The organism is Puniceibacterium antarcticum, from assembly GCF_002760615.1.
Classification (GTDB): domain Bacteria; phylum Pseudomonadota; class Alphaproteobacteria; order Rhodobacterales; family Rhodobacteraceae; genus Puniceibacterium; species Puniceibacterium antarcticum.
Genome location: NZ_AWWI01000017.1, coordinates 18,722 through 35,125, shown reverse-complemented (window position 1 = coordinate 35,125; position 16,404 = coordinate 18,722). Strand labels below are relative to the sequence as shown.

The 16,404-nt window shown below is 58.3% G+C and carries 15 protein-coding genes and 3 pseudogenes; 7 read left to right on the top strand and 11 right to left on the bottom strand.

What is annotated here, in order from left to right:
- Nucleotides 1-296: 296 nt before the first annotated feature.
- Both P775_RS01465 and P775_RS01460 read right to left on the bottom strand, forming a co-directional pair.
- Nucleotides 297-944: a ferric reductase-like transmembrane domain-containing protein gene (locus tag P775_RS01465; protein ID WP_245875521.1), complete on the bottom strand. Its 648-nt coding sequence runs from the start codon at nt 942-944 to the stop codon at nt 297-299.
- A 5-nt stretch (nt 945-949) separates the two neighbouring features.
- Nucleotides 950-1,435 (bottom strand): peptidase associated/transthyretin-like domain-containing protein, encoded by a 486-nt coding sequence (locus P775_RS01460; protein ID WP_099909297.1) that lies wholly within the window; start codon nt 1,433-1,435, stop codon nt 950-952.
- A gap of 687 nt (nt 1,436-2,122) precedes the next feature.
- Between P775_RS01460 and P775_RS01455 the strand changes: the two are divergent.
- A pseudogene (locus tag P775_RS01455) lies at nt 2,123-2,824 on the top strand (IS6 family transposase).
- 325 nt (nt 2,825-3,149) lie between these two features.
- On the opposite strand, the gene pepT reads toward P775_RS01455, so the two are convergent.
- A complete protein-coding gene (gene pepT, locus P775_RS01450; protein ID WP_099909296.1) occupies nt 3,150-4,406 on the bottom strand; it encodes a peptidase T in 1,257 nt (418 codons plus the stop codon).
- A gap of 376 nt (nt 4,407-4,782) precedes the next feature.
- Here pepT and P775_RS29665 point away from each other — a divergent pair, with 376 nt between their 5' ends.
- Nucleotides 4,783-5,019, top strand: a complete 237-nt coding sequence (locus tag P775_RS29665) for a hypothetical protein (protein WP_425439871.1) — start codon at nt 4,783-4,785, stop codon at nt 5,017-5,019.
- On the opposite strand, the gene P775_RS01440 is transcribed toward P775_RS29665, so the two are convergent.
- The 5 genes from P775_RS01440 to P775_RS01420 form a co-directional block, all read right to left on the bottom strand.
- Nucleotides 4,987-5,421 (bottom strand): type II 3-dehydroquinate dehydratase, encoded by a 435-nt coding sequence (locus tag P775_RS01440; RefSeq protein WP_099909294.1) that lies wholly within the window; start codon nt 5,419-5,421, stop codon nt 4,987-4,989. The two genes, P775_RS29665 and P775_RS01440, sit on opposite strands and share 33 nt — an antisense overlap.
- Nucleotides 5,422-5,426: 5 nt before the next feature.
- Nucleotides 5,427-6,722, bottom strand: a complete 1,296-nt coding sequence (locus tag P775_RS01435; RefSeq protein WP_099909293.1) for a TRAP transporter large permease — start codon at nt 6,720-6,722, stop codon at nt 5,427-5,429.
- On the bottom strand, nt 6,722-7,228 hold the full coding sequence (locus P775_RS01430) for a TRAP transporter small permease (RefSeq protein ID WP_099909292.1): 507 nt from the start codon (nt 7,226-7,228) through the stop codon (nt 6,722-6,724). Before P775_RS01430 ends, P775_RS01435 begins: the two co-directional genes overlap by 1 nt.
- A gap of 62 nt (nt 7,229-7,290) precedes the next feature.
- Complete coding sequence (gene dctP, locus P775_RS01425; protein ID WP_099909291.1) at nt 7,291-8,280, bottom strand: TRAP transporter substrate-binding protein DctP; 990 nt, start codon at nt 8,278-8,280, stop codon at nt 7,291-7,293.
- Between the two features lie 26 nt (nt 8,281-8,306).
- The gene (locus P775_RS01420; RefSeq protein ID WP_099909290.1) at nt 8,307-9,026 is read right to left on the bottom strand and encodes a hypothetical protein; all 720 of its coding nucleotides are present in this window, start codon (nt 9,024-9,026) and stop codon (nt 8,307-8,309) included.
- 180 nt (nt 9,027-9,206) lie between these two features.
- On the opposite strand from P775_RS01420, the gene P775_RS01415 reads away from it, so the two are divergent.
- The 4 genes from P775_RS01415 to P775_RS01395 all read left to right on the top strand — a co-directional run bounded on the left by P775_RS01415 (nt 9,207) and on the right by P775_RS01395 (nt 13,421).
- The gene (locus tag P775_RS01415) at nt 9,207-9,872 is read left to right on the top strand and encodes a TetR/AcrR family transcriptional regulator (RefSeq protein ID WP_099909289.1); all 666 of its coding nucleotides are present in this window, start codon (nt 9,207-9,209) and stop codon (nt 9,870-9,872) included.
- A gap of 425 nt (nt 9,873-10,297) precedes the next feature.
- Nucleotides 10,298-11,266: a c-type cytochrome gene (locus P775_RS28700; protein ID WP_245875520.1), complete on the top strand. Its 969-nt coding sequence runs from the start codon at nt 10,298-10,300 to the stop codon at nt 11,264-11,266.
- A 393-nt stretch (nt 11,267-11,659) separates the two neighbouring features.
- Nucleotides 11,660-12,631: a YihY/virulence factor BrkB family protein gene (locus P775_RS01400; RefSeq protein ID WP_099909288.1), complete on the top strand. Its 972-nt coding sequence runs from the start codon at nt 11,660-11,662 to the stop codon at nt 12,629-12,631.
- Nucleotides 12,632-12,758: 127 nt separating this feature from the next.
- Complete coding sequence (locus tag P775_RS01395) at nt 12,759-13,421, top strand: hypothetical protein (protein ID WP_099909287.1); 663 nt, start codon at nt 12,759-12,761, stop codon at nt 13,419-13,421.
- A gap of 210 nt (nt 13,422-13,631) precedes the next feature.
- Here P775_RS01395 and P775_RS29660 read toward each other — a convergent pair.
- Nucleotides 13,632-13,715: pseudogene (locus P775_RS29660) on the bottom strand (IS6 family transposase); the annotation flags it as partial.
- A gap of 129 nt (nt 13,716-13,844) precedes the next feature.
- On the opposite strand from P775_RS29660, the gene P775_RS01385 reads away from it, so the two are divergent.
- Nucleotides 13,845-14,441, top strand: coding sequence for a histidine phosphatase family protein (locus P775_RS01385; RefSeq protein WP_099909286.1), 597 nt, complete (start codon nt 13,845-13,847; stop codon nt 14,439-14,441).
- Nucleotides 14,442-14,793: 352 nt separating this feature from the next.
- Here P775_RS01385 and P775_RS01380 read toward each other — a convergent pair.
- Nucleotides 14,794-15,480: pseudogene (locus P775_RS01380) on the bottom strand (IS110 family transposase); the annotation flags it as partial.
- Between the two features lie 248 nt (nt 15,481-15,728).
- A complete protein-coding gene (locus P775_RS01375; RefSeq protein WP_218967602.1) occupies nt 15,729-16,091 on the bottom strand; it encodes a hypothetical protein in 363 nt (120 codons plus the stop codon).
- Between the last annotated feature and the right edge of the window lie 313 nt (nt 16,092-16,404).

Here is a 16,404-nt window from a genome sequence, read left to right as displayed (position 1 = left end):
GACAGTTGCGGATGCCATTCGGCAATTGCGGGCACGGCTGAGATGAACCGGATCTTCGATCATCCCGTTTGCGGCGGCTTATTTTCGACGATTTCAATGTCGCCTTATTCCGGTCGCCATAGCAACAGCTGATCTCGACATCATCACCGCGTGTACGAAACTGTGCGCAGCGCGTGATGTGCATACGGCCATTGACTGACTGAAAAAGAAGGAGGTCGTGAAACTGCTCGCGAGCCCGGAACTTCTGTCCTGGGGCTGCGAGAGGTTTTCACGACCTCTCTGATCCGGGCCCGGCGTTAGGCGCTGCGCCTGCGTCTCGCAAGAAGCGGGCGGATCACTCTCAGGTCGATAAAAGCCAGCAGAGTGGTCAGCATGACCGCGCCGCACAAGATCGTCTTCGACAGAGGCTCCATCGCGCCATCGATCTGTACAGCGTGGATTACCGTTGCCAGCACGGCCACCAGCGCCAGAGCGTTGTGCAGCAGTCGCCAGACCCGCAAGCCGACTGGCAGCCTGCGCCGCAACGCGACGAGGAGAGCCGTGATCAGAAGCGCCCAGAGCGCGATGACGCCATAGACAGAAAATGGAGTAGGAGAGACCAGAAACAGCGCATCCAGCGTGTCGGGCGGGCTGGTGATGTAGAGCCCGCCGACATGCAGCGTCACGCATGAGACAATTGCCGTGCCTGTCCAGCGATGCAGCCACCGTCCGGTGGCCGCAGTCACTCCCGGCAGATATCCTGCGGGCAGAAGCGGTTGCACAAGCAAGATCGACAGGCAGATAATCCCTGCGAAGCCGCCGATGATATAGGCAACCCCGCGATACCCCAGCAGCGGACTGTTCGCCGCCAAAAGCACTGGGATCAGGCCGAGGGTGCCGAGAGTACCCCAGAGCACCGCGCCACGCATACGGCTCGGGTTTGGGTTGCGGCTTTCGTCTTTCAAACCGCTTAGGCCGCGACGAGCACGAAGTCCGCGTTCACCGACCTGTCCGCCGCGCTCGGCATGACCGGACGCAGGAAGACCTGCCGGAAATCGCGGTCGTCATAGGCCAGATGCGCGTGGGGCTGGCCGAAATTCGGCACGATCTGCTCCATTTCGAGCTCATAGCTTCCATCGGCGCGGGTCAGCACACTTCCGTGGTTGGCGGGCTCACGCTCACCTCCGAGAGTCGTCGCCGCCCAGATCTGGATGCGGACATTCTTGAGCGCCGCACCATCGCTTGCGCGCAGCACCCTGCCGCGTACGAAGAATCCGTTCCCCAGCTTTTCCACCAGCGGCGCTCCGGGACGGTAATTGTTGCTGCCGCCGCGCATGGACTGTGTCGGCGCGATGCCTTGGGCGATTGCGGGTCCGGCTGCACCCAGCGCACTACAGGCCAGCACAGCACCTGAGGTCACTAAGAACGAGCGGCGGTTGTAAAACGGGCTGTGCATTGTTCGCCTCCGTGTTTCAGAGGTCGGCAGACGTGCCGACTGGTGTATGAAAGATACCAAGAGTCGACCCTTCGCGCACCGCACGGTTGGCCACAATCTCGTGAGGCAATTCAACAAAAACAGACACCACAGAACCGACCGATGACCCTCCGGCGCGGCATTTATGTCGAGGCTAACTACGTATATTAACGTAGTTAGTGCCCACTTATTTGATGAAGGGCGTTTCTCAGAGAGACCAGAAAGGACAGTTATAAGGGCATTGCCAGCTTGGATTTTCTTTGAAAAGCATAACGGAAACCTCCCGCAGGGCTTTTTTTTCGGCAAGAGCCTTGCTTTAGATGTATAATCCCGCGAATTGATGGTGCGTTCCTTTCTCAGGCTTGGAAGGAAGCATTACGAGACAAGTTCGTCACGGGAGCGCCACGACAACGCACGCCACCTGGTCCCACTGCCCGGCAGGCGATTTGCAAAGCAAATCTGCCGAGAGGGGGCGATCAATGACGGAATGATGGCGCTGAAGCACGCGCAATGCGAGGCACTGTTTTCCGGGCTGGCCCCCTCTCGGCGATGCAGTCATCGATTGCAGCGGTCATGGTTTTGATTCCGCTGCATAGTACTGATCATGGGTATTATCACGTCAACGGGCCTGAGGTTGCCGGTTCATTGATCTGGTCGTAGGCGGTGTCGATGCAGACATTGAAAATCAACGACAAGCGCCACCGCTTTCCGTCCCAGATCATCGCTCACGTTGTCTGGCTTTACGTCCGGTTCAACTTGAGCCTGCGCGAGGTTGATGAGTTGATTCTGGAGCGTGGCATGGACGTTTCGTTCGAGACGATCCGGCGCTGGACCGTCAAGTTCGCTCCCTTGATCGCCCACTTTCTAAGGCGACGGCCGCCGTGCCCCGGCGCTGTCTGGTATCTGGACGAAGTCGTTGTGAAGAACGCGGGCCGGTCATACCGGTTCTGGCGCACAGTCGACCAACACGGCGTTGTTCTTGAGGAAATCCTTCAATCAAGACTAGACAAGCGCGCCGCAAAGCGGCTTTTGGTCAAGCTGATGAAGCGCTGGGGCGTCGTGCCCAAGAGGATCATTACGGAGAAATTGCGATCCTGTGGTGTCGCCAAGCGTGAGGAAGCTCCAGGCCTTGATCATTGGTCTCACGAGGGGCCCAATAACCGCGCCGAAAACAGCCACCTGCCCCTGCGAAAACGAGAGCGGATGATGCAAGGCTTCTGATCGCCGGGTGAGTTGCAACGCTTCGTATCTATTCAGTCGGCAACCCGCAATCGTTTCTCCGTCCCAGCCCGCCGTCGTTCCGCTCTCTCCATCCGCGACCATCGGTTCGAAGCATTCGAGGCGTGGAAATCCGCAGCAAATGTCGATTGATCAACGACCGGCATGCCAAATTGCAAACTCGGCGAGTTAACGTGACATCACCCACGTGGCGCCTATCTGCCTGCCCCCCCGGATCTGCCATGACCTGTGCCCAGGCCAACAGCAGATCGTCATAGTCCAGCACGTTCTGCACAAGCTTTGCCCGCACATAGGTGCTGAACGGCGCGCTCGCTGTGCTTGACAGGAAAGGTCATTTTTCGTTTTCCGCATGCAATCGGAGTCAGCGAAGTGACAACAACATCAATTTTGCCTGACGTCTGACAATGGCAGGCGCGAGAAAGCAGTGGTTTGTATCATATGCGAATGGATTTGCCGATCAGCTAGGCGAGTCCAGCTCCGCCACGCCGGTGGCAAGGTTCAGCGCCACCAGGGTCGCCTTGGCCATGTCCTGCACCGATACCCATTCCAGCGGGCCATGCACGTTTTGCATGCCGCAGAAGATGTTGGGGCAGGGGGTGCCGAACTCGGTCAGGCGTGATCCGTCAGTACCGCCCCGGATTGCGCCGGACACAGGTTCCATCCCGGCCTTGCGAACAGCGGCGGTGGCGATGTCCACGGGTGTCATGTCCTTTTCTAGCCAGTAGCGCATGTTGCGGTATTGGTGTGTGATATCGCAGGTTATCCGCGCGCGTGGCTCAGTTTTTGCCACGGTTTCGCAGACCTGCCGCAGCAGCGCACCCTTGGCCTCCAGCCCTTCCATTTCAAAGTCGCGCAGGATGAAGTGCATTTCGACCTGCGCTGCACTTCCGGTCATCGACACGGCGTGGATGAAGCCCTCGCGGCCTTCAGTCGTTTCCGGTGTCATGGTGACGTGGGGCAGCGTCATCAATACTTTGGCGCCCAGATGCAAAGCGTTGACCAACTCGTCCTTGGCCCAGCCGGGGTGGATCGACACACCTGTGATTTTGACCACGCCGGCGTCTGCAGAAAAGCTTTCGTATTCCACGTCACCAGGCATTGAGCCGTCGAAGGTATAGGCGAAATCTGCCGCCAGATCGGCAGGCAGATTCTGGGTGACACCGCGCCCGATTTCCTCATCAGGGACAAATGCCAGACGGATCTTTCCGTGCGCAATATCAGGGTTTTCCAGCAGGTGCCGTGCGGCGGTCATCACAACGGCGACGCCTGCCTTGTCGTCAGCACCCAGCAGGGTGGTGCCGCTGGCGGTGATAATATCCTCGCCCACTTTTTCGGACAGAAACGGGAACTCCTCGGGCGACAGGCGCAGGTCGGGAGCGTCGGCAAAGCTGATATCGCCACCGTTATAGCCCCGATGCACCACTGGCTTCACGCCGCTTGCGTTGAACTGGGGGGCCGTGTCGACATGGGCGAGCCAACCTACCACCGGAGCGTTGACTCCTTCGGTCGCGGGGATAGTGGCCAGTACGACGCTGTCTTGGCTAAGGGTCACGTCCTGCGCCCCCATCGCCTTCAGCTCTGCCATCAGCAGACGCGACATATCCAGCTGGATAGGCGTGCTGGGCACCGTCGGGCTGTGCCCATCGCTTTGGCTGTCAATCACGGCGTAACGGACAAGGCGGTCTTCCAGTTCGGTGTCGAAATCAGTGCGCATGGCGGCTCTCCTGTACCCGCGGGGGATGTGCCGCATGTGGGATTGCTGTTGCCAGAGTGTCAAGGGACCGACCGCGCAATGCATGGGCGCAATGTGACCGTCTACGGTTAGAAAGACTGCACGGGATTGCCGGGTTAATTTCATCCGCCACAGTATTCCGCCAGAGTATTATGGCCCTTGTAGCAGGGATCGTCCCACGGTTGAAATCGATGCGTCCTTTACCCTTCAGGATGGTGTAAATGCCGCACAAGTTAAACGCCGATCGTCGTGACATGATCCCAAAGCAAAAGCATCGGGTGACAATTGGTCTGGGTATAACGAGGACTTGCGGCGACGCGGTTATCTGACGGTTTGGATCAGTGAAAAGACGCTCGGGGTGTGGTTGACGCAGCGTCGAATGACGCCGGTCGGACAAGCTCGTTACTCTGACCTTGCGATTGAGATTTGCTTGACGTTGGGAGCATTTTTTTCACCAACCACTGCGCCTGACCCAAGGCTTGATGCGACGCGTTTCGAGACTGCCGGGAGTTGGCATCACAGTGCCGGATTTTCCACCTTATCGCGCAGGAGCACTGAGGATCTATCTGCCCTTCATCAGCCGCAAAAGTTCTAGCACTGCGATCCGGTATCCCGGGGCACCAAGCCCGGCCATTACAGCCGTTGCAACGCCAGACACAAGCGAGTGATGATACATCTTTTCGCGCTTGTGAATGTTGGAGATGTGGAACTCGATCAGCGGTCCGGGGAACATCTTGAGCGCATCCATGATCGCCATGGAGTAGAAAGTGAATGCGGCGGGGTTGATGATGATTCCCCCACCGTCGTCCGTTGCCTCGTGGATCCAGCCGATCATTTCAGACTCGGAATTGCTCTGCCGGAATTCTAGAGGCCAGTCGCCGGCGGCATCGCGGCAGATTGCTTCGACCTCCACCAGAGTCATGTGGCCATAGATCTCGGGCTCGCGTTGACCGAGGCGGTTCAGGTTCGGTCCATTCAGGACATAGATCGGTTTCATTGCGGTCATCCCGTGTAGCCAAAGAGGCGCGGTAGCCAGAGGGAGATCCCTGGGACCAATGTGATCAGTGCCAACGCCGCGATCAGCACCAGCAGGAAGGGCATCACTTCGCGCACGATGCGCGCCAGCGGTTGACCGGAAATGGTTGTCATGACGAACAGCAACAGCCCGTAGGGGGGTGTGATCAGGCCCAGCATTATATTGACGACGCAGACGATCCCGAAATGCACCAGGTCGATCCCAAGGGCATTGGCCGTCGGGATGAACACAGGCACGACAACCAGCAGGATCGTGGTCCCTTCCAGTAGACAACCGAGTATCAGCAAGATCGCATTCACCATCAGAAGGAATTGCACCGGGCTCATGTCGAACCCCGCAAGGAAGGTGCTGAGGCTGGCCGGGATGTTCTCGATCGTGACGACGTAGTTATAGACCAGCGCCCCCGCGATAAGCATACCAATCGACGCGGTGGTGCGGGCAGAGCCGGAAAGCGATGCGCGCAGGGATGCGAATGACACGCTGCGATAGAGGAAGGCCGAGACCAGAAGAGCATAGAGTGCCGCAACGGCTGCGGCCTCGGTCGGGGTGGTCGCACCGCCATAGATGCCGCCCAGCAGGACGACAGGCATTATCAGGGCGGGCAAGGCGCGGAACGTGATGCCCGGCAGTTCGCCCACAGGCACAGGTGCCTCGACCGGGAAATTCCGCGCGCGCGCGGTGCCCACGATAATGCACGCCTGCGCCAGCCCCATGAGCAATCCCGGCAAAACGCCCGCAAGAAACAGAAAGCCGATGGAGGCATCCGAGACCAGTGCGTAGACCACGACCGGGATCGATGGCGGAATGATCGGCCCGATGACGGCGGAACTCGCGGTCAGCGCAGCAGCGAAGGCAGGTGGGTACTTGCCCCCTTCGGTCATCATCTTCTGCATCATCTTGCCGGTGCCTGCGGCGTCCGCAATGGCAGACCCGGACATGCCTGCAAAGATCACCGACTGCACGACGTTTACGAGCGCCAATCCGCCCCGGAACCGCCCTACGAAGGCGTTGCAGAAGATAAGAAGCCTCATGGTCATGGAGCCGGAATTCATAAGCTCCGCCGCCAGAATAAACAGCGGCACCGCCAGCAAGATGTAACTGGTGAACAGCCCGTTCAGGATCTGCTCGGCCGCAATGCCCATGTCCTGACCGGCCAGCAGCAGATACAGAATTGATGAGCAAATCATCGCGTGCCCAATGGGAAGCCCTAGCAGGGCCAGCACCACGATTGACACGACGCTCAGGGTGAACGGATCGAGCATCACGCTTCGTCCTTGCTGAACGCTGTGTCCGGCACCCGGCCCCGGAATGCCTGCACCAGAAGCCAAATGTAGCGAAGCAGGATGGCCACGACGAAGACGACGAAGATCGAGAACAGATGGTCATAGCGTATGTCTAGGTAGGACGTCTTGGTCACCTTCATGAAGGTCACAAAATCCCAAGTCGCGGGCAGAGAATATCCATAGAGGAACAGCAAGGCCAGTGACGACAGGACAACCATGATCCGCCTCACTCCGGGCCTCACGGACGAGTAGAGGATGTCAAAGCGGATCTCTTCCTTTTCAGGCACGACGAAGGCAGCGCCCCACAAGACCAGCCACAGCCACATGACGATGGACAGCTCCGACGCCCAGCCCACCGGCAGGTTCAGCAGGTAGCGGAACACAACCTGACAGATGAACGCGATGAACATCACCGCCAGCATGATCGACGCGATATCGTCCGCGCGCCGGTGCAACCAGCCGCCGACCGTCCTCAGACGCTCCATTCCCGCTCTCCCCCCTCAGGTCTGCCATGCCCGCACAGTGCGGCGGGCATGGCGTGACGCCCTTACAGCGCGTTGATCTTGTCCAGCATGCCCTCGGGCCAATCCTTAGAGATGTCCGAGTCTAGGTACATCTGCTGCGCATTGGTTCGGAAGGCCTCGACGTCGGGGGTCGAAATCTTCAGCCCCTTCTCCTCGAAGAACGCGCCAAGCTCTTCCTCGCGCGCCAGATGCTGCTCTGTGCTCCAGGCGATGGCCTCGTCGGCGGCAGTATCGAACGCGGTCTGCTCCTCTTCGGTCATCGCGTCATAGGCCGCCTTCGAGATCACCAGCAGGTCGTAGCCGACCAGATGCGACGTGCGCACGATCTGGGTCATTACCTCGTAGAACTTCATGTTCTCGATATTCGGATAGGGGTTGTCCTCCCCGTCGATGGCACCGGTCTGCAGGCCAGTATAGACCTCTGCATAGGCCATCGGCGTCGGGTTCGCGCCAAGCGCCTCGCCCAGGAACTGCCAGGAATCGCCACCTGGCATCCGCAGCTTTACGCCGCTCATGTCCTCGGGCGTCTGGACCTCCTTGTCGATGCGCAGACCGACCTGACGCGTGCCGAAATACGTCGGCCCGAGGATGTGGATGCCAAGCTGATCTTCAGCAAGCTTCTTCATTTCCGCCCCGGCATCGCTCTCGAAGAAGGTCTTCAGGTGCGCCGCGTCGCGGAACAGGTAGGCCGATGTCAGAATCGAGAACGCTGGGATCTGGTTTGCGATGTCCTGCGGGGCCACGTTGCCCATTTCCAGATTGCCGCGCTGGATCGCGATGATCTCGGTGCCCTGTTTGAACAGGTTTCCACCGTAGAACATCTCGACGTCGGCGGTATCGCTGACTGCGGCCTGGAGCTGCTGCATCATCTCGGCGCGAATATCCTGCTCTGAAAACACTGCCGAGAAGCGCAGCTTCGGCTTTTCCTGCGCCCGAGCGGGCAGTCCTGTGGTCAACGCCATAGCGCTGGCTGTCAAAAGCCCGAGGGCTGTTCTGCGTGTCGTCCTCATCATTGTCTCCTCCTTGATGATCCGTGAATTCAGATGCGTGGCATGGCGGCCGACCGTGTCAACTCAGCTTGCGCCGCGACGCGATAGGGAGCTTTCGGACCTTCGCAGCCTTCCGGCGGTTCGACGATCTGGAAGAAGATGCCGTCGCCCAAAAGTATTGAATGAAGCTGCACAAAGCAGGTCTCGCTCACCCGGTAATATCGCAGCTTCAGCGTCAGCCACAGCGCGCCGTCCAGTTCCGCGATTTCCTGAGACCGCACCAGACCGCGCGGTTCCACGACATCCACACATGGCTGTTTTGCCCCCTCGGAAAGAGAGCCACAGAACAGTGACAACGTCAGCATCTCTTCGTAATTCATCGTCTGCCACAGGTCGCGCAGAGCACTCTTGCGTTCGAAGAAGTACAGGATGCCTCCCCCCGCGCTTATGATCGCCGAAATATCATGCTCTTCGAAGCCTGAGGGCTGCGAAAAGGTGCTTGCCCCCACTGCCTCCGTGGCGTCCGCGTCGTCTACCGACAGGCCCATGTCGCAGATGTTCAGGCCGTTGACGGTATAGGCGGACTGAGTGAAGCCCCCAGTCCCGCTACTGAAGACAACGCGGAGCTCACCTTTGATCCAAAGCTCCGCCTCCTTAACAATCTGCCGCCCAACCCAGCTGAAACCGAGGCTTCGCAACATGGCTACAAGCACAGGCCGGTCGCAACCCATCGGGCGGCTGTCCGCGCTGGGCATCCATTCGTTGGTCACGAAAGCAGTCTCCTCCCGTCCGGCCCTCAACCGGATTTTGGCAAGATTGTTCGAGTTGGTTAATTCTGTCAACAAAATGTTCAAGCTGATTAAATTTTGGTCCGTTCCGTCACTGATGACGCGACTTCCGGGAGTCTTTTGACTAAGTAGACCTTTAACCTGCGAAGGAGACCGACGGACATGACGCAGATAACAGACCCCGAAGACGACACCGATCTGCCGCGCCGCAAGTGGAAGCAGAATCCCAATGGCGTGCGCAACGACATCCTGGAGGTCGCGCGGGAGATTTTTGCAAAGAAGGGTTTGTCCGGCACCCGGGTCGAGGAGATTGCCGCCCGCACGTCAACGTCCAAGCGGATGATCTACTACTATTTCACTGATAAAGAAGGCCTGTACCGCGAAGTGTTGGCTGACGCCTACCGCCAGACTCGAGAGGCCGAGGATGCGCTGGAACTATCGGGGCTGCCGCCCGCCGTGGCGTTGCGCAAGGTGGCCGATTTCACCTTCGACAACCACCGCCGTTCGCAGGATTTCATCAGGCTCGTCATGATCGAGAACGTCCACAACGCGCGCTACATGCCCGACGCCAGCAAAATGTCTGGTGAAAACTCCTCTGTCATTCGCATTATAGAGGAGATTTACGCGCAAGGGGTAGCGCAAGGCACATTCCGCCCCGGCATGACAGCGGTTGAGCTGCATTGGCACATCTCGGCGCTGAGTTACTTCAACGTCTCGAACCGAGCGACATTTTCACACATCTTCGGGCGACAATTGTTCGACGAAGAGGGCCAGGCAATCTTGCGACAGCACGTCGGTGACATGATCCTGATGCTGGTGCAGGCCTAGATGTCGCCTTGGCAAACCTTTGCCGACGGGATTGTCAGGTTAATTTCATCCGTCCCAGTGTTTAACCCTGCGGAAAACAGCCATCTGCCGTTTTGCAAACGAGAACGGACGATGCAGCGGTTTGTTTCAGTTCGCCCAGCAACCCGAAACCGTTTCTTCGTTCCATCCTACCGCGGTCCCGCCGTGACCATCGGATGGAAGCATTCGAAGCCTGAAAGCGGCGGCAAACATCGCCTGAAACGGCGACTTTGCACCAATCGATCACTCTGGCGAGTTTATGTGACAACTCCCTGCCACGTGCGGCACGAAGCGGAACTTGTCGCGGGCAAAATCGTTGTAGACGAGGTGTCTCTTTGGGTAAAAACCGTGTTCGGACCAGCGCGATGCACCAAGTAAAGTAAATCTGGAATTAAAGGGGAGACAGGATGATATTCAAGAACTTCAAGAACAAGGATCCACTAGACCAAGCGGCGCTTGCTGCTATCGGGGTGTTCGGTCTGTTTCTGGTTCTTTTTGCTGGATGGCATGCGGTGACCGGACCAGATCAGAGGTCGGCCTCCGAGACCTCTGCCGCAACACAGACAGCAATGGCAGACCCCGCATCTGAGACTTCCAACGAGCCCGAGCAGGTTGCCGAAACTGCACCTCAAGCGTTGGACAGTGCAACAACCGAGACCGCCGAAACAAATGCTGTGGATACGGCGAATTCGGCGCCGGAAGCCGAAGACACATCTGAGACTGCCGTGGCAGACCCTGCGCCAGAACCGGCAACCGAAACCGCCTCAGCAGACCCGGCGGCCAATGAGTCTCAGGACACCGATGCCGCAGAGCAAGCGCCTGCGGTCGAAGAAACTGCATCATCCGAGCCGGACGCACAGACGGAAACTGCGTCTGCATCATCAACGTCCGGGCAAGATGCAAATGCAATCGCCGCCTCTGACACAGCAGCGACCGCCGAAAGCGGCGCACCTGCGTCTACGGCTACGCCTGCGGAAACAGAAACTGCAGATGCGGCAGCGCCGGGCGACGCCGCGCAGAAAGCTTCGGCGGGTGCATGGTCCGAAGAGCAGATGGCCTTCCTTGATGGCGACGCAGAGGCTGGTGCCAAAGTCTTCAATCAGTGCAAGGCGTGCCATGTCGCCGATAAAGAGCAGAACCGCGTCGGGCCCTACCTCGTCAACGTCATCGGCCGCGACATCGCCTCGATCGAGGACTTTAAATACAGCCCGGCTCTTACAGATCTGAAAGGTCAGCAATGGACCCCGGAAAAGCTCAACGCCTGGCTGACCAGCCCTGGCGATTTTGCCAAGGGCACCAAGATGAGCTTTCGCGGCCTCAAGAAGGAAGAGGATCGCGGTAATCTTCTGGCCTATCTCTGGTCGCTTGAGAACTGATCCGACTTGCTGGGCCGACAAGCGCCCGCCCGGCAACTCTGCCCGAGGCGGGCGCTGTTTGTTTTCGTATTCAAGCGCCGATATGATATCACGGCTTCATCGCAAACACATTGGACTTTCACAGCCATTGATAAATTGCGCGACCTACGCAGCGTTCTGCCGTATCTGTCGACCCGGCTAAAATCGAACAGGTCAGTCGAAACGGTGCCCCACGAACTGGAACGGGTCGGGCAATCTGACTTGGTGCGAACCTCACCGGGTTTGACCTGAGACAGCTGCATACCTTTCGGCTCTATGGCAAGGCAGACCCGATGGCGCTATCTGTGAGCCCAAGCGGCACTGCATCATCCTGACGGGTCGCGTGCCGGAGCCCATCATGAACGCAGGAACGCAATGAACGCCAAACCGGGTCAAGACTCTGGACAGGACTCCGTGCTGACGCACGGCATTCTCAGCGAACAGCCAGAGGATTTGCTGCACGGCACCGGTCTGCGCGCCGCATGGGCGGTACTTCGCGAGGCGACGTTGCGGCTCTGGAGCGACGACGCCTTTGGCCTGGCAGGCAATGTGGCGTTTCGCGCGCTTCTGGCTCTGTTTCCGTTCCTCATTTTCACGAGTTCGCTTACAGCCTTTATCGGCGACCGATCAATGGCGGATCACCTGATAGAATTCCTGATCGCGATCATGCCCCAAACCTTGGTCGAACCCATCGTATCGGAAGTAAAACAGGTGATGACGGTTCAACGCGGTGGCGTGCTCAGCATCGGCATCCTGCTGACCATCTGGTTCGCAGTCGGCGGCGTCGAAGGCGTGCGTGTTGGTCTGAACCGCGCCTACGGCATTCGTGAAACCCGATCGGCTGTCGTGCTCTTTGGCGTGCAGGCGGCCGTGGTCGTCATGGCGAGCCTGGTGCTGACGCTCGTAGGATATCTTCTGGTCATCGCGCCAAGGGTTGGATCCCTGTTGCACGTGCTGATGCCGGACTTCGATCCGGCCTCGGTGACTTTTGGACTGATACGTTATCCCGCCGTTGCTGCCATTCTGATGGTGGCGCTTTTCCTGGCTCATGTGCTGTTGCCCGCGCGACGAACGCGTTTTTCGAACATCTGGCCCGGGGTCCTGTTCACACTCACTCTCTGGATTCTGCTCACCTCTGCTTTCTCATTCTACCTGCAAACGTTCGCCAGCTACGCAAGCTACTATGCCGGTTTGGCCGGTATCGTCGCCACCCTCTACTTCATGTACCTCGCCGCACTGATCCTAATTTTCGGGGGCGAGTTCAACCGTGCCCTCAGAATCCGTCGCCTAGCGCGCGTTCTGAGGGAGGGAGAAGAACGGCGGGAGCAGTCCGAAACATCGCAGTGACACAAGATCGGATCATCATGGCCACTGCGTTCATCTTGAAAAAAACATACGTGAGAATCAGTGATTCCGGTACAGATAACCGGTAGCAGGCCGAGGAGTGACCCGGAAAAGAAGCAGGACAACCCGTATGGCGCCAAAGAAAACCAAAGCTGTCCGGATTTCAGAGATCGATGGCAACAACATGCATCGCTACACGCTCCCGTTTCAGGAGATTGCCAGCGCGATGGTCATGGCGGACAAGGTCATTCAGGACGGCACCGTGGAGGCCTACCGCAACAAGAAGACCGGTGGGATGATGCTGGGATACACCTGCCCCGATTGCGACACGCATCACCCAGTAATCGAGATTCATGTCATGGAGGACTCGTCGCTTGAGGATGATCCCAGATACCTGATGCAGATCCAGGGCTGTATTCCCTATGCGGCAATGCTGGAGGCGAACGGTGGCATGCTGCACGTGGTGGAAGAGCCGCACCAGCCCAGCCAAGACCTCGTCGCAATGCTTGCGCATGATTTCAGGGATGACCATCCAACCGAAGCGGAAGATGTCTACGACCTGGTGAATGTCGCCGCTTCTGCGCTGCTGGATGGCGCTGCCTCGATCGCCCTCGACACCCTCAGTGGCATGACGGCCCTCGGCTACGTCTGTGACGAATGCGAGAGCGTTCACGCGGCCCTGATGGTGACCATGCCGCGCTTCAGGGACATGAGGTCCGCATCCGGCTACACCTTCCTCGGAAATCCATTCCTGGATATGATGCTGGAAGATTCCGGGGAGCGGAGGCACTGACAAGAGACGTGATCAGGTTGCCAGGTTGACCTCAGCATCATCGGATCCCTCACGGGACGCCTCTTTGAGCTCAGATTCGTCGGTCGTGGCATACTCTTTCAGTTTTCGGCTATCTAAAGCGGTTTGCCTTTGAGCTGAATCGTATGGGATTCCCATTTGATAAGTTATCGGAAACACTTCCGGCAGGAGGTGAAGGGTGCCGGTCGTTGATCAAGCGGCATTTGCCGCAGATTTCCACGCCTCGAACGCTTCGAGGCGATGGTAGCGGATGGTGAGAGCAGAACGACGGCAGGCTGCCTGTCGTCGCAGCTGCATCATTCAAGTACACCCGACCGGCAACAGTGCGGATTTTTCAGACATTGACTGACGGCACGCCCGCCACGAGTGTCTTTGTTAACAGCGCCCATAACCACAGGCTTCGCCATGTCCCGGATCGTCCGCTACCTGACCCATCCACAGGTTCTGATAGAGCCTCTAAAGGACGTCCGGGCCTGGTCACTGAACAAAGTAGGCAGTAACCGCGTGTCTTCATTGGCCGCTCAACTCGGATCTCTTTCCGTAACGCGCAGGATTGTCAGCAGTAACGAGACCAAGGCACTTGAGACTGCTACACCTCTCGCCTTGGCACTGGGCGTTGCGGTAGAGGTCCGGCCCCGGATGCACGAAAATGACCGCAGCGCCACGGGCTTCCTCCCACCACACGAATTTGAGGCTGTGGCGGACCAGTTCTTTGCCGAACCCGCAGCGAGCGTGAGCGGGTGGGAGACAGCAGAGGACGCACAACGCCGGATTGTGAGCGAGTTTGAGGCCTCTTTAACGGGTCCACACGAAGAGGATGTTCTGTTCGTCGGGCATGGCGGGGTTGGCACCCTGCTGTTCTGCGCCTTGTCGGGTATCAGGATCGACCGACGCTTTGACCAAGGCCTCGGCGGTGGCGGATGCTGGTTCGCATTCGACTCCCAAGTCCGGAGACCAAAACGCGAATGGCAGCCGATGGAAGCACTTATGACCGGCAGCTAAGGGCTACAGCCGCTTTGCGGCGGAGCAGCATGAAGACACCGGGGCGAAACCGCCTCAGGGCAGGCTGCAGCTGACGGCAGCCAGCCCTTTCACGACATTCGCGCCAGGCGCAGCAAGCGCTCTGCTGCAGTAGCACAATTAAGTGGTCTGATCCCCGGAAGCTGACGCTCGGAGCGCCTTTCGATCAATCGGTGATGCTGCCGCCGGTCCTTCCCCTTCAAACTGTCGCAGAAGTCATTTTGGTCGGTTGAAAATGCAGTCCATGGCCCCCGATTTCATCATAGATCGCCTTGAAGCGGTCACTGCAGCGCAAAGCCCCGTCAATAGTCTCGCGCCGGATCACCCCGTCACCGAAGGCAAGCGCAGTGAGCGGCCCCACGCCAGGGACAGTCATGAGCCGTCTGCAGGCCTTGGACTCCCGCACGAGGTGTTTGATGTCGGCATCGATGGCGGCGACAGCCGAGAGCACGGCTTCGCGTGCGCTGATCAGGCCGCGCATTGCGGCGGAGAGGCCGACGACGCCCTCGCTCATGGCCAGAACATCGCGGACGAAGGTCGCAGAGAGCCCGCGTGGCAATCTCGCTCCGAACACAACTGCCAGTCCGCGGATTTGGTTCTCCAGCATGATCCGCTGCCCCACCAGCTTCTTGCGGGCCATAATGAGAGCGCGGACCGCGTGGGAGGGAAGCGATTTGACGTGAACCTGCTTGAAGAACCCGGTCCGGGCCAAATGCGCGGGCCCCCTGGCATCATTGCGGTCGGTCTTGTGCGTGGCCAGGGTCTTGAGCGCATGGTAGACCTGATGGCTTTCGATACAGATGATTGGCACCCCGCGCTCGACCAGACCGTGGTAGAGCATCGGCACCATCCGACCGGTCTCGAAAACGACGGACCTGCAAGCAGGCGCTTTGCTCAACGCTGCGGCGATGGCTTCCGGCGTCGAAGCTGCCACAGTCTCACCGACAATCGTACCCTCTGGGTCGAGGACGCAAATGTGCGTCTTCTCAAGCGAGACATCCAAACCTGCGAAATAGTCCATAAGTCTTCTCCTCTAGCTGATGACCCTGATCTTATCAGAGGTCTTCGAAGAGCTGTCCGACCATTACCCCATGTTGAAAAACTCCGCTACGCGAAAAATGACTTGGAAAATTGGAATACTGTTCTCGCCAAAAGTTATTTCCCAAACATAGGTTTCATAAGGGCACTTTTTCGGGAAAATATTCTCGTGATCCGGCCCGTTTGGGCGAGGAGGTGATCTTTTGAACAGAATAAGCCCACAGCGGACTGTCAGATTGGTGCCCACCATATCCCGCTAGTGTTGTCCTCAAAGATACCATCGACCCTACGCGCAAGCCCTTCGAACAGTATCCTAGCTTGCGGGTGTGCTGGATCGAACTCAGTCCACCCCGCCACTACGAATGTGCCCTGATCGGTCTTGGTGACTTTCTCATCTTCAGTGCCTCCAAAAGACAACCGAGCATCGCAGATCGAAAGTTTGGTCCGCATGGCCGAAGGCGCACGCTGTGAAAAATCTTCGGCTTTTTCAATGACCCATTCTTCATCTTCTAGCTGCGCAAGGAACACGATGGGACTGACTATAAGCAATTGGGGGACGACATAGCCACCTAGGCGCCATTCTGTCTCGTTCACTTCGGCCCCCATCGCTTGCAGGTATTCCTTCACCTGAGAAAGCGTAAGTGGAGGGATGGGCTGTCTAAACCATATACGAGCTGCTTGCATCCACGACCTCCGGTGCGTCCTTGTTCTATTCGTGAGATGCCACGATTCAGCAACCGTCCGCTATTTCCTGTGTGGATGGCTCCCTTAACGGTCGTATCGAGTACCTCCCGAAGCAGCACTGCGCCGGGGTCGCCGGTTAAACGCTCTGAGCGCGTCTCAACGGTCAGAGATCTGTTAAATCCGGTCGCGACCTGTCGTAGCGTTTCACCCATGCGTGCGCCCG